This window comes from Pseudovibrio sp. Ad37 (assembly GCF_001623075.1).
Lineage (GTDB): Bacteria > Pseudomonadota > Alphaproteobacteria > Rhizobiales > Stappiaceae > Pseudovibrio.
This window is the reverse complement of sequence record NZ_LMCF01000015.1, coordinates 1-13,109: the sequence shown is the minus strand read 5'-3', so window position 1 is coordinate 13,109 and position 13,109 is coordinate 1. Positions and strand designations below refer to the sequence as shown.

Annotated in this window: 11 protein-coding genes; 4 read left to right on the top strand and 7 right to left on the bottom strand. The window is 50.1% G+C overall.

Features of this window, described 5'->3' with window-relative positions; translation table 11 throughout:
* Nucleotides 1-59: 59 nt before the first annotated feature.
* The 3 genes from PsAD37_RS04320 to PsAD37_RS04310 are packed head-to-tail and all read right to left on the bottom strand — an operon-like array spanning nt 60 to nt 2,276.
* On the bottom strand, nt 60-602 hold the full coding sequence (locus tag PsAD37_RS04320; protein ID WP_063295103.1) for a Pycsar system effector family protein: 543 nt from the start codon (nt 600-602) through the stop codon (nt 60-62).
* Between the two features lies 1 nt (nt 603).
* Entirely contained in the window at nt 604-1,353 is a 750-nt protein-coding gene (locus PsAD37_RS04315) for an adenylate/guanylate cyclase domain-containing protein (RefSeq protein WP_063295102.1), read from the bottom strand.
* Nucleotides 1,353-2,276: an adenylate/guanylate cyclase domain-containing protein gene (locus PsAD37_RS04310; protein ID WP_063295101.1), complete on the bottom strand. Its 924-nt coding sequence runs from the start codon at nt 2,274-2,276 to the stop codon at nt 1,353-1,355. The genes PsAD37_RS04315 and PsAD37_RS04310 overlap by 1 nt, the downstream gene beginning before the upstream one ends.
* 1,166 nt (nt 2,277-3,442) lie before the next feature.
* On the opposite strand from PsAD37_RS04310, the gene bamE reads away from it, so the two are divergent.
* A complete protein-coding gene (bamE, locus tag PsAD37_RS04305) occupies nt 3,443-3,832 on the top strand; it encodes an outer membrane protein assembly factor BamE (protein ID WP_244271719.1) in 390 nt (129 codons plus the stop codon).
* 258 nt (nt 3,833-4,090) lie between these two features.
* The gene (locus PsAD37_RS04300; RefSeq protein WP_208991687.1) at nt 4,091-4,567 is read left to right on the top strand and encodes a DUF134 domain-containing protein; all 477 of its coding nucleotides are present in this window, start codon (nt 4,091-4,093) and stop codon (nt 4,565-4,567) included.
* 198 nt (nt 4,568-4,765) lie between these two features.
* Here the strand turns inward: PsAD37_RS04300 and pheT are convergent, their stop codons facing one another.
* The 3 genes from pheT to PsAD37_RS04285 all read right to left on the bottom strand — a co-directional run bounded on the left by pheT (nt 4,766) and on the right by PsAD37_RS04285 (nt 10,797).
* Nucleotides 4,766-7,189, bottom strand: a complete 2,424-nt coding sequence (gene pheT, locus PsAD37_RS04295; RefSeq protein WP_063295100.1) for a phenylalanine--tRNA ligase subunit beta — start codon at nt 7,187-7,189, stop codon at nt 4,766-4,768.
* A gap of 28 nt (nt 7,190-7,217) precedes the next feature.
* Complete coding sequence (gene pheS / locus PsAD37_RS04290) at nt 7,218-8,300, bottom strand: phenylalanine--tRNA ligase subunit alpha (protein ID WP_063286698.1); 1,083 nt, start codon at nt 8,298-8,300, stop codon at nt 7,218-7,220.
* A gap of 469 nt (nt 8,301-8,769) precedes the next feature.
* On the bottom strand, nt 8,770-10,797 hold the full coding sequence (locus PsAD37_RS04285) for a P-loop NTPase fold protein (RefSeq protein ID WP_193778211.1): 2,028 nt from the start codon (nt 10,795-10,797) through the stop codon (nt 8,770-8,772).
* A 464-nt stretch (nt 10,798-11,261) separates the two neighbouring features.
* Here PsAD37_RS04285 and PsAD37_RS04280 point away from each other — a divergent pair, with 464 nt between their 5' ends.
* Nucleotides 11,262-11,534, top strand: coding sequence for a hypothetical protein (locus tag PsAD37_RS04280; RefSeq protein ID WP_063295098.1), 273 nt, complete (start codon nt 11,262-11,264; stop codon nt 11,532-11,534).
* Between the two features lie 260 nt (nt 11,535-11,794).
* On the opposite strand, the gene PsAD37_RS28285 is transcribed toward PsAD37_RS04280, so the two are convergent.
* Nucleotides 11,795-11,965, bottom strand: coding sequence for a hypothetical protein (locus tag PsAD37_RS28285; RefSeq protein ID WP_193778210.1), 171 nt, complete (start codon nt 11,963-11,965; stop codon nt 11,795-11,797).
* A gap of 92 nt (nt 11,966-12,057) precedes the next feature.
* Here PsAD37_RS28285 and PsAD37_RS04275 point away from each other — a divergent pair, with 92 nt between their 5' ends.
* Nucleotides 12,058-12,903: a LysR family transcriptional regulator gene (locus PsAD37_RS04275; protein ID WP_063295097.1), complete on the top strand. Its 846-nt coding sequence runs from the start codon at nt 12,058-12,060 to the stop codon at nt 12,901-12,903.
* Nucleotides 12,904-13,109: the final 206 nt, after the last annotated feature.

The window sequence follows — 13,109 nt, the reverse complement described above, 5'->3', positions numbered from 1 at the left end:
GTTCTGGCTCAAATCGCTGATCACAAGATCACCCGCCTCAACGATCTCATGCCGTGGTGTTACGCTGCTAAGCCAGCGTAACAGGGCCTATTTCCGTTTTGTAGGTCGGGTTCGCCGGACGCACACTTGCAAATGACAGCAACTTCATAACAATGCTGCATTCTTCTTTTTGAAACGTCAGTCTCACTTAAAGAGCTGAGTACTTCTGCATACTCTGTTGACGTTGTGTACCTAGCAACACCACCAAAGAAAACAATATCCTTTTCAGCTTCAGATTGAAGTCTTGGATAAATGACGAGAAAGAAAAATACTGCAGACGCGACGAGTAAGACGCCGGTAGTCGCCATTAATAATATCAATGGTATATTAGCATGACCATTATCGAACATTTCAAAATCGCCATACTTAGAGACCCAATAAGCGGCGATAGCTGAGATTAAAGTAAATCCCCAAGAAGCCTTTGTATCTGCAAGAGTTATGTAGTTTCGCACATAGCCTTCATGAAAATTATAGAAAGCTAACCTCCACCCTTCTGATGCTTGTTGTGGTTGCGAATTTGCCAATGTATTGCTGGTGTTTTCCAAAATTGATTCATCGCTCATATTATCGGTAGCCCAACCTACCTATGTATTCCCAAACAGCATACTTGTATCCAGTGTCGAGATGGATAAAACCTGACTCCAGTGTTTTTAACTGTACAAACTGCTGTTGGTGTTCAAGTGGAAGTAAGCTGACGGCCCTTGTTCCCAGTAAAATTGAGTTGGGATCTGCTAATGCTAAAAGTTTGCTTGCAATGTTCGCAACCGTACCCACAGCAACAAGACCGTTGAATCTCCGCGCGGCACCAAACTTAGCAATAGTAATAGGCCCTTCATCTATAGTAATTCTAAAATCGAATGTAGGATTTCCATTTACAATCAAGACTTGGTTTATAACATTTTTAGCGACATAAAATATTGCCAGAGCAGTACTCAATGCCTGTTCAACTGAGTTTGATCGCTCCTTCACCTGGGGAGCAAAGTATGCCATCAGACCATCGCCTGTATTCTTTTCTATGAAGCCACCATGCTCTTCAATCACTCTGACAAACTCAGAGAACAAGAGCGATAGGCTTTCAGATAGAACTGATTGCTCTTCAGGCGTCCAAGCAGGATACGATGTAAAGTTACATATATCGATGAACATCACCGCAGCATCGATATGTCGGCCTCTATGAATTGAAATACCATCAGTGCTTGGAATTTGTCGACCAGCACTAGCGACAGGTAGCCTCTTGATTTGATTGAAGGTTTCAATTACGCGATCTCGTTGATTTTCAGCGTATTTTTGATCAAAAATAGGTGTATTTAACATTAAAGCACCTTGTAGCACCTAAATTTTTCTATTCCAATTGCTGCCCCATCAAACTCAACAATGTGAGCGCGCTCTAACCATTGAACATGAAGATTATCTCTTAGATACTCTCCTATATACACTCCATTTTGAGGAGCACTTTCTTGAAGTTTCACGGCTCTATTTATTACTGAGCCGGAAAGATCCTTTTGAGTAAAATTAGTAGTAGGAATTGATATATTTCGTATTTTCGTTTCTCCACTATCAATGCCAATCCTAATATCGAAGGTTGGCAGTTTGCTCTCTTTCAAAGCCGGGTTAATCCCGCTTTGAAGGTATTCGATTGCAGATAGTGCAAAATCAACAATACTATCAGACTGAGAATTTATCGAAGCATCTGACAAATAACCTATTAAACCATCGCCAGTTGTTTTCCAAATATGCCCATTAAATTGCCCGATAAGAGTTCCGATCTCACGAATAAATATCTCATAAGATCTCTCAAATCCTTCGGGATCAGACTGGCTAATTCTAGAACTTGAGCAAATATCTATTGAAACAATACTCAACCAAGCAGACTGATTTGGAATATCTATTTCACGATGTTCGATTGCTTTCTGTTCAGGCTGGATATAAGCGGCACCATTCAACTCACTAGTTAGGGCCATTTTTCTTTGCTTACTGTAACTTTCAGATGAACCAATAGAGGAGGACAATAATCCAACAGGCATACCGCTCAATTGGCTAGAGATTGACTCACTTATTAGGTCCTCAGAAAATACAACATTTAAGAACTTATCTCGGTAATGTTTCTTACCGTCTTCCATGTATTCATCATACCTCCTCTCATCAAGCTCAATATGCAATAGTAAAGTTCCGTCTCCGGTTTCTCCCAGTAACTTCGAATTAAAATCCATTCGGAATGGAACTTCTTTATCCGACATACTGCACCCCAGTCCTCAATCAGAAAATCGCAATTATTCAATTTAAAATTGTATTAAAAGGAACTTTTATGTGCAAGTTGAATAATCACGCAAACACCTTTCCTTGAGCTAAGCAGTCGGTAAATCAGTTACATTCATTACTTTCAAACGAACTTCGCGAACTCAATCTTCAGCGAGTTGGATTCTACCTTGGCGATTGGCTTGGCAAGTAACCTGGACGAGAGAAAAATGGAAACGAGGCCGGGTTTTCAATCTTAAGTTTAACTGACTCATTGATTAAAACCAATGGCATGCACCCCGCATATCTGATGGGCGCACTTCCATTATAAATTGCGGTTTCCGGTTTGTGTTGGGGCCGTTTTAGAATACAGGCTAGCCTCCCCTCAGACGTCATCCCGCATTTGATGCGGGATCTAAGCCAAGGCCGCACACCCATCAAATCAACTCCAGATACTACTCCTGCTATGTCAGCGTTCGTCACGTCAGGCCACGACATCATGACACATGCAGTTTGTTATGAGAGGTGATTTCCAGCTGGGTCCCGCATCAAGTGCGGGATGACGAGATGGAGGTGTGCGGGATGATGAGACGGGGTGTGCGGGATGATGAGAGGGAGGTGTGTGGGATGACGGTGGAGGGAGAGGTGGTTTGAAGCGGGTTGAGTGTGCGGGGATAAGTTGGATTTTGGGTGGTGTGTTTGGTGCACTGTATGAGGCGAAGGGCTGTTGTACTTATTCCCCTACTCTGCCGTAGATTTCGGGTTTAGAGGTGCGTTCTGGTTCGTTGATCTCCCGAATTTCATAGGAACGCAGAAAAACGCAAAGTTGCGCATAGCAACGCAAAATGATGTTTGTCGGGTTATGCCCGTTGGTGCGCGCGGGCGTGTGGTGGTTTCTTCCACATGAAGTGTGCAGGCTTTTTTGCCGGCTTTGGTGTTTGGCGCACACTGAGGCGCCCTCTAGCGCTTTGATTTAATTTCGTAATTCCCTCTTTCTATTGCCCCCTGACAGTTCTTACACGAGTCTTATCTCAGGTTTACAGGGCTGCACTCTGGCGGCACGCTCGGCTAAGAGAACCAAGTTCTATTCCCAGTTAAGAAGAACTCGCTGTGCGTTGCATTTACGGAGCAACGCAAACCAACGCAAAGGGGCATAGATTTGCGAATTGTGCACGTTATCCTCGCTCTGGGGCTTGGGCTGGTTGTGGCTGGCTGCGCTTCTGTTGGCAATGAGAGCCTTCGGCATTTGACGCGTGAAGGGCTGGAAAGCCAGCTGGAGAACGGCAAGACAACCAAGGAAGATGTGCGCGTTGCGTTGGGCGATCCGAACACCACTGATTTTACCGATAGCGGCAATGAGATTTGGAAATACAGGCATGTAAGGACGCAGGCGAAGGTTGAGAACTTCATTCCTGTGGTTGATTTGCTTGCCAGCGGGCAGGATGTGACCACCAAGGAAGTGGCCCTGTTTTTTGATCAGGACGGTTTGCTGAGGAACTACTCCATGATTGAGGTGGAGGACGAGGTTCGCACCGGACTTATCACCGCGAACATGTAGCATAGATTTTTAGATGGATTGGCGCGCTCGGGGTGGAAGCTTCGGGCGGTTTTGCTGCTTATGCCCCTGAGTGTTGCTGGTTATGCCCGTTCTGGTGAGGTGATATTATGAGCATATGTTCTTTTCCTAGCTTGTCAGAGACTGATGAGAGGCGCAGTATAATGAACATATGCTCATTAGAGCTGGCCGCGTTCTCTTTTCCTCACGCTCCCTGCTCTAGATTTATGTTGCTGTGCGTCTCCCCTGTCTAAATCACTGATGGTTCTTATGGGAGAGGCTGTGAAAGGAGTGTTTGTTATGCCACGTCCAAGAAAACCACGCCGAATTCATGGAACCGCAGGAGTGCGCTTTTTCAAGCCGCAGGGGGTGCCGCTGCGCACGCTTCAGGCGGCGGTTTTATCGCAGGACGGGATGGAGGCGTTGCGTCTGGCCGATGCGGAAGGGCTGGAGCATACGGCTGCTGCTGATCTGATGGGGATTTCGCGGCCTACGTTCTCCCGCCTGGTCTCCCATGCCCGCACGGTGGTTGCGACGGCGCTGACGGAGGGGCTTGCGCTGAAGATTGAGGGCGGTGCCGTTACCGCGGACGACTCCTGCCTGCCCGAAGCGGAGTTGAGTGACGAGGACTGCCAGCGTATGCAGCGGCGTCGGCGGCGCGGGTTCTGCGGGCGGGCGAGCGTGATCTCTGAGCCTGTACAGCTGGATGAGGCGGATGCGCGTGAGGGGGCGGTTTAGGCTGACGCTGGGTGGTTTGGGTTTCTGGGCTGGGTTCTGGGGCTGGGCTGCGCTTGACGGGCTGGATATCCCCGTGGGCGGGTGAGGTTATGCCCCTGCTGACGGGTCGAATTTCGCCGATTTCGCATTAAAAAACGCGGATTCCGAAATTTTCCGGAATCCGCGTTTTTGTGTTTCGTCAGCGCTGTTCAGCGGGAGTTATCCGCGCAGGGTACCGCCGGTAGCCTTTTGAACGGACGCAACAATTTTGTTTGAGACCGCCTCGATATCCTCATCGGTGAGGGTCTTCTTGGTCGGCTGCAGGGTTACATCAATCGCGAGGGAGCGCTGACCTTCCGGCACGCCCTGCCCTTCGTAGATATCGAAGAGATTCACGTTTGTGATCAACGCCTTATCCGCGCCTTTGGCAGCTTTCAGGAGCTTCTCAACCGAGATAGAGCTGTCTACCAGGAACGCAAAGTCGCGTTTTACCGGCATAAGATCCGCAGCATTCAACGCACCCTTGGATTTGGTCGCTTTCTTCTTCGGCTGAGGAACAGCGTCGATGAAGACTTCGAACGCCACGAGCGGACCTTCAATGTCCAATTCTTCCAAGGTCTTAGGGTGAATCTCACCGAAGTACGCCAGGGTGTTTTTCGGACCCATTTTGAGGGCGCCGGAGCGGCCTGGGTGGTAGTAGGATGGGGCGTCGGTGAAGACCATCAGGTTGTTTACCTGCGCACCAATGGACTGTAGTACCGCGCCCGCATCAGCTTTCGCGTCGAAAACATCAATGTTTTCAGCGTTTCCGGACCAGTGGCGACCAGAACCGGTTGGTTTGGCGGTACCGCGGCGGATGCCGGCGATGACCATCTTCTGGCCTTTTTCGCTATCATTTTCAAAGACTTGGCCGACTTCGAAGAGAGCGACGTCAGCGTAGCCGCGGTCTGCGTTGCGCTGTGCTGCGGTGAGCAGGCCAGGCAGCAGAGACGGACGCATGTCGGACATGTCTGCTGAAATAGGATTTGCCAATGATAGCAGTGGGTTACCACCACCGAAGTGCTCTGCGTGGGCTTTTGGAATGAAGGACCACAGAACGGCCTCGTCCATGCCGCGTGTTGCGAGTGCGCGGCGGGCATTAGAGCGGCGGATCTGGCTAACAGTCAGAACCTTCTGGGAGATTGGCTCCATGCGCGGCAGGGTAGCAGTTGGCACTTTGTCGATACCGACAATGCGCATAACCTCTTCTACCAAATCAGCTTTCCCAAAGATGTCCGGACGCCAGCTTGGGGGAGAAACCTTGACCACATCGCCATTGCCAGCGACCCAGAAGCCGAGCAGGGAGAGGATAGCTTTGATCTCACTGTGGGATACTTCCAGACCGGAGAGGCGTTTGACTTCGCTGAGTGGGAAGTCGATGATGCGCTCTTCCTGTGGCACTTCTCCTACAACGTGCGCGTCGGATGCTTCGCCGCCGCCGCACAGGTCCATGACTAATTTCGTTGCAGTTTCAAGGCCTTCTACCATGTACGCCGGGTCTACACCACGCTCGAAGCGGTAGCGGGCGTCGGTAGATACTCCCAGTTTACGACCTGTACGGGCGATGTTGAGCGGATCCCAGAGTGCGCTTTCGATCACCACGTTTGTGGTGTTTTCGTCACAACCTGTTGATTCTCCACCCATAATTCCGCCGAGGGATTCCAGACCGTTGTCGTCAGCAATGACAACGACGCTTTCGTCGACGGCATAAGTTTTTCCGTCGAGGCCAACAAGCTCTTCGCCTGCTTTGCCGTGACGAACGGTCAGGTCGCCGGAAACCTTATCTGCATCAAAGACATGCAGCGGGCGGCCCTGATCGAAGGTCATGTAGTTGGTGATGTCCACGAGGGCATTAATCGGGCGCAGACCGATAGCAACCAGACGCTTCTGCATCCACTTAGGAGACGGGCCGTTTTTGATGCCACGGACGACACGATAGCCGAATGCAGGGCAGTGTTCCGGGCTATCCCCTAGATCTAAAAGGATTTTTAGGTCGTTTGCGTTGCTATGTGCGTTCACTTGCGTTTTTTGCGGGGTTTTTAGCGTTCCTAAGCCGGAAGCAGCCAAATCACGCGCAATTCCAAACACGCTTGCACAGTCGGAGCGGTTCGGCGTCAGGCCGATTTCGATGACCGGATCGTCCAGACCAGCATATGCAACAAACGGGGTGCCGACTGGTGCATCTTCTGGCAGGTCGATGACGCCGTCGTGTTCGTCGGATAACTCCAGCTCACGCTCGGAGGCCATCATACCGTGGCTTTCCACGTCGCGGATTTTACCAACGGACAATGTTACGTCGAGACCGGGGATGTAATCGCCCGGTTTTGCGAACACGCCAATCAGACCTTTGCGGGCGTTTGGTGCGCCGCAGACAACCTGCAGGGGTTCACCTTCGCCAGTGTCCACTTTCAGCACGCGCAGACGGTCCGCATTTGGATGCTGCTCGGCTTCCAGAACGCGGGCGATTTTGAACGTGCCAAGGCGATCAGCTGGATTGGAGATTTCTTCCACTTCCAGTCCGATCAGCGTCAAGCGCTCTACAATTTCATCAAGGCTTGCATCGGTCTCAAGATGGTCCTTGAGCCAGGAAAGGGTGAATTTCATTTTATTAGCTCTTTACGTTTGGACCAAATTACTTGGAAAGACCGGAAACCAGCGCTGGCATATCCAGCGGGCGGAAGCCGTAGTGCTTGAGCCAGCGGACGTCTGCATCAAAGAAGGCGCGCAGATCGTTCATGCCGTATTTCAGCATGGCCAGACGGTCGATGCCGATGCCCCATGCGAAGCCCTGGTACACATCCGGGTCGAGACCACAGTTGCGCAGTACGTTGGAGTGCACCATGCCGCAGCCGAGGATTTCCATCCAGTCGTTGCCGGTACCGATTTTCACTTCAGCGCCGGAGCGGTCGCACTTCACGTCCACTTCCATGGATGGTTCGGTGAACGGGAAGAAGCTTGGGCGGAAGCGCAGCTCTACATCATCCACTTCGAAGAACGCTTTGAGGAACTCTTCCAATGTGCCCTTCAGGTGGCCGATATGCGTGGTCTTGTCGATCACGAGGCCTTCCAGCTGGTGGAACATTGGTGTGTGGGTCTGGTCGCTGTCACAGCGGTATGTGCGGCCTGGCATGATCAGGCGCAGCGGTGGCTCCTGAGATTTCATCGCGCGGATCTGCACTGGGGATGTGTGCGTGCGCAGCAACATGCGCTCGCCGTCTTCCTTCTCGTTGAAGAAGAAGGTGTCGTGCATTTCGCGGGCCGGGTGGCCTTCCGGGAAGTTGAGCGCGGTGAAGTTCAGCTCATCCGTCTCGATGTCCGGACCTTCAGCAACGGAAAAGCCCATATCAGCGAAGATGGCGATCAGCTCGTCAGTCACCTGAGAAATCGGGTGGATGCGGCCTTCTTCTGCCGGAGTGGTGCGCAGTGGCTGGCTCACATCAACGGTTTCAGAGGCGAGGCGCGCGTTGAGTGCTTCAACCTTCAACACGTCTTTACGAGCGGTGATAGCCTCACCAACGCGGTTTTTCAGGCCGTTGAGCGCAGGACCCATTTCCTTGCGCTCTTCCGGGCTCATTTTGCCAAGCGTTTTCATTTTTTCAGAAACGCTGCCCTTTTTGCCAAGGGCGGCAACGCGCACGTCTTCCAGTGCGGCTTCGGAGTCAGCACCGGCAATCGCGGTGTTAATCTCGGCTTCGAGTGTTTCGAGGTCGGACATAATCCCTCAAGGGTTTGGATGTGCCAGCAGCTGATTGGAACTTGAGTCCCGGCCGGGCAAATAAAATTCGTGGAGGTCTTTTAGCGAATGCTGGCAGCGCAATAAAGGGGCTGATTGATAATCAGCCTCTTAGATTTCCTCAATACTCCCGTTTTTCAGCGGAAACTTCAGGAATTACGATGAAAACACCCGCTGGGGCTGCTCGTGGAATGGCACGCCCTGCCCCGCTGCCTAAACGCTCTTGCCTGAATGAACACGCACAAACGGGCGAGCACAATGGCTCTGCGGTGCGGTTCTCACTCGTGCATAGAGAACGTCAAGCCAAGCGCATAAATCGCCCACACGCCGGACCATCATGGACACGGGCGGTGATTTTTACAGCGATGTGCATGCGCAACGGCATTGGGAATCCTTTGAGGATTGGTGGTGGTGTGTTGAGGGTAGCGGAAATAGTGGAGGATGGGAAGGCTCAACTTTGCATTCGGACTTGCAAATCATAGGCATCCCATGATGCCTTCGCATGAATCCCATATAGCTCTAACGCATTTCGCACTCGAGCGCCAGCAATTCCATCGTGTGAATCTGCATACTCTTGCAATATGTCCAAAACTCTAAAACACCAATCTTTCTCGATCGATAGATATCTCCAGTTGTGGAAGTCATATCGATCTTTGAAGAAAGCCATTACTTCTCGAAATTGGCTTGCAGGGAGTCCTTGTAGCGCATCAGCAAACTCCCACGGAGGAATAAATCTCAACAAGGGTACATTGTAATACCAACTACCATCATCTTTTGCATGGGCATTGCCAACATAGTTGTAAAACCGCTTTCCATCATTCGCAAGCACATCTAGAAGCCCGATAGCAAACTCCCTGAGATGGATGATATACGACCTCTCAACGTGGTCTATATAGACCTTCTTTATTTGCTGATACTCACTTGTTTCTCGACAAAAGACCCCACGACCAAAAAACACATCTCTTTCAGCAGCCCTGTGTTCTTGCTCCGGAAGACGGCCAGGAATTTGGTTACAATTCGCAAGATCTTGGAAGTACTCTGGCCAATCATCAACAATCTGCTGCCAAAGTTCGGAACTTGGATAAATTACATCTCTAATCCAAATAGATAGACCGACGACGTGAAGTATTTCTCCAGCTTTCGTCAGATATATCTGCTTTATTTGCTTACTTAACTCAATTGTCGAATTTTCAAAAACAATATCATCCTGCTCATATGACATCCAAACTTTATACCATATAGGCTCTTCTTCTGGAGCGAACTCAGGTACGTCTCTTAGTTCTGAATTAATGCGATTACTATCAATGGCGCCACCAAATAATATTTCCCCCCATAAGTCTTCCGACAGAATTAGTCTGTAAAAATTCAAATGAACTGAGTGGCGCTCCTGTAACTCGCGAAGCAGACATGTTCCATTGCTATATTCATCAATAGAATCGTTATTTCTAATTTTTACAGACAACCGAGTTACAGTTTTGGCGACATCATTCCAATCTGTCTCAACAAAACTGCCAAGCTGAACATGTAATCTCAGAACACAAAATAGATATATCAACTTCTGCATCGCAGGCTTGTATGCAATAAAATGCTTATCAATGGCCTGAAGAAACAACCTGCTCTCTGAAACTGTAATTTTCAAAGCGCGAAAATTAGTAATGTTATCCCGAACACATAGATCTATCAGCAGCTCCTTAATAAAACTAACATCTATATACTCCTCCCAATCCCCATCCGCCAAAATAGCATCAACAATATGATCGGTATCAGGCTGAACCTTAAAATACTTACCTACTATCTTTTCTTTTGTTCTATCAAATTCTTCTTTATAATCATTACCATCATCTTTATGAAAAGAAATCTCAGCAACATTAGCCACAATTATTACTTTATACCTACTCCTCTCAACTAAAAGGCTTACATATCCCATCACCTCAACCAATGGCACTTGGCAACGCTCTAGATCATCAAGAACAAAAATTAGCTCAGCAGTATCAACAAGCTTGTCATTCAGGATTGAGCCAATAACACCTGAGGTTCCATCGACTAACTCACCTCCGGTTTTACCAATACCAGCTAGCACCGAGGCAACATTTGCGATCCCTTTGGCAGCCCCTTGAGCTAAAGTTAGCCCGGTTGCAAAACTGGGATATCTTGCCTTTAGTAACTCAATCAAAATTGAGCTGGCTATCTCCTCAACGCTTCTAAGACCAAAAAGGCTAACGCGAATGTCATAAGCTCTAAGTTTTTGCGGCTTACGAAAGAACCCCTTGCTTTCATGCTTTGTCTTTTGCTTCTGCGAACTCAGCGCACTAATAATCTCATTGACTAAATAGGTTTTACCAACACCCCAATCACCATCAATTAAAACTGCATAGTTAAAGTGATCGCTATCGTGTTCATTCCAGTAATATTCGAGAAACTTGGCAATGTGTTCATTTGGCTTGCCAGCGAGCAACACTTGATCAGAAGATCCATCCATCAACGCAACCATTTCAAAAATATAACTATCTGCATTCCACACATCTATGTAATGCGCAAATTTAAGACATAAATTCTCTGACGCCCACTTTATCGAACGTCTTGAGCGGTTCCAAGTCGGAAACCTTCCTCTCCCTCTCTAAACGTTGCAATAATGCATGAGTGGGGGAGGTTTTGGGTTTGGGCGTTGACAGGTTGTGGGGTTGTGTTTCACACTCATATGTGAGGCCTAGAAACCTCACGTCAGCGGTACCCGCTCCCGTAGTCTAGCGGTTTTTTTGTGCCTATCTTATAGTGCGCAGACCCTTTGCTATGAGCGGGAGGGCGGTGAATACAACACCTCCTTCGGGAGGAAATAAGCTCGCCTGTCTGACTCAGGTTTCTAGCCTCCCGCTCGCCAGCGAGCCCTAGGAAGCTTTTTTGGCGTTGCGGATCTTCAACACCCTAGTCAGTAAGGGGATTGGAATGGACGATTCTGCATGCGCGCCAAGCGCCACGAATACTATCGATAATGAGTTAGATGAAGTTCTCATCGCTGTTTCTGATCTTGAAAATCTTGCTTATTTTCAGCAGCTTGTGCTGAGTGAGCGGATGAACCAGAGCAGTGAGCGGGATGCTTTGTTCACTTTGCATTATGCCTTGCGAGACCGCATAGAAGCGTTGAGAAAGACCTGTGGGGTTCTACAGCAGGTCGTCGACCCACAACCGATCAGTACAACATTGACGCTTCTTGAGTAACGGGTTGGGCGCGGGGCGCTGAGCCCCCTGCCCTGTTCGGCTGCGTTGGGGCGCCTCTTCTCATCATTCTACTCGATGTTTGAGGTGTGCCTTTTCACTGTGCCGGTGCAAAGTGGCGTTTCGCCGTGGGCGGAGCCTCACCACCCTTTGTCTGCCGCCTTCTCGCTTGTTGTTTGCCCGCGACCGGCAATAGCAAGCGCTTGCACCCTGCTGGTCTGCGGTGAGTAACGCGCTCCGCAGGCCAGAGCTTTTTGCTGGTGTTATGGCGTGAAAATGCAGAACAGCGTGAAGACGACCGCGATGATAGAGGCCAGCGCGATGTAATAGGGCCGTGCGCAGGCGCTGGCGTAGTTGGTGTAATAGTCTTCCAACTGCCGTAGCGTTGGGTTTGGCGGGTACCTGTCAGGTTCACGAAGTGGGAAAATCAACATTCTGGCTTCTTTTCTTTGAGGAGAACTAAGCCTATCTTTCCCTGTGTTCTTTCTGCCGGATAGCGGCCAAATTTCAAAAGCAGTTTTCAAAAATGAAGGTTCGATTGCTGGATAATCTCAATGCATTCCTCGTGCTTGCGGCTTGCGGTACGCTGAGTGAAGCCGCGCAGAGGCTGTCGTGTAGTCCTGCCACGCTCAGCCGCCGTATGCAGCAGCTGGAAGAGGATGTGGGGCTAAAGCTGTTTGACCGGGTGCAGGCCGGGTATGCGCTGACCGAGGACGGGCGGGATGTGCTGGAGCAGCTGGAGCCGTTTCAGTGTGCCTATGCCGGGTTTGAGCAGTGGCTGAGCGCGAAGTCTCGCAAGCCGCAGGTTCGGGTTTCTGCCGGGAGCTGGACCATGAAGTTTCTCAGCCTGCATATTGCCGCGTTGTGCAAGCCGGAGGATGAGTTTGAGGTGGTATTCATTACCAGCGAGGACCGACTGAACATCAAAAAACGCGAGATCGACATTGGGCTGCGCAGTTCAGCCCCTGCGGAGATTGGTTTGGCGAGCAAACGTCTGCCGCCCGTGGAGTTCGCGCCTTATGTGGCGGTTGGGGCTGATGCGGCGGCGGAGCAGCGGTGGGTCGGCATTGCGCCGGAGTTCGCGACCACCAACTCCTCGCGCTGGCTGCTGGAGCACCATGGCAGTGAGATGGTGATGCAAGTGAGCTCTCAACACACCTTGCTGGATATGCTGTGCGCAGGCGCTGGCGCTTCCATTCTGCCAAGCTTTCTGGGGGATACGTCGCCTCAGTTACGGCGATGCGGGCCGGTGATTGAGGACCTGACGAAGCACCAGTGGGTGACAATGCATGATGACCGGAGGCACTTGCCCGAGGTGCGGATGATGACGGACCGGATCGTGCAAGTGATCGAACAGCATCGCGGGCGCTAGTTGAGCACGCAAAAGGTATGGATGTAATGTGAATCGGCATGCAAAATTGACCCGGTTAGGTGGGTTATGAGCGTTTAAGATTGACCCACCTGTTTGTTAGGATCCGTGCATTTAGCGCGGGGCATGAACGGGTGATATTGATGGAAAGTGCAGCCAAGATCCGCCGTCTTGTTTTACGGGATGGTCGAAGTGTCCGGTCGGTCAGT

Coding starts and splice junctions, on each gene's coding strand:
- PsAD37_RS04320 (WP_063295103.1), bottom strand. CDS start 602: ATGAGCGATGAATCAATTTTGGAAAACACCAGCAATACATTGGCAAAT.
- PsAD37_RS04315 (WP_063295102.1), bottom strand. CDS start 1,353: ATGTTAAATACACCTATTTTTGATCAAAAATACGCTGAAAATCAACGA.
- PsAD37_RS04310 (WP_063295101.1), bottom strand. CDS start 2,276: ATGTCGGATAAAGAAGTTCCATTCCGAATGGATTTTAATTCGAAGTTA.
- PsAD37_RS04300 (WP_208991687.1), top strand. CDS start 4,091: ATGGTTCTTATGGGAGAGGCTGTGAAAGGAGTGTTTGTTATGCCACGT.
- pheT (WP_063295100.1), bottom strand. CDS start 7,189: ATGAAATTCACCCTTTCCTGGCTCAAGGACCATCTTGAGACCGATGCA.
- pheS (WP_063286698.1), bottom strand. CDS start 8,300: ATGTCCGACCTCGAAACACTCGAAGCCGAGATTAACACCGCGATTGCC.
- PsAD37_RS04285 (WP_193778211.1), bottom strand. CDS start 10,797: ATGGATGGATCTTCTGATCAAGTGTTGCTCGCTGGCAAGCCAAATGAA.
- PsAD37_RS04280 (WP_063295098.1), top strand. CDS start 11,262: ATGGACGATTCTGCATGCGCGCCAAGCGCCACGAATACTATCGATAAT.
- PsAD37_RS28285 (WP_193778210.1), bottom strand. CDS start 11,965: ATGTTGATTTTCCCACTTCGTGAACCTGACAGGTACCCGCCAAACCCA.
- PsAD37_RS04275 (WP_063295097.1), top strand. CDS start 12,058: ATGAAGGTTCGATTGCTGGATAATCTCAATGCATTCCTCGTGCTTGCG.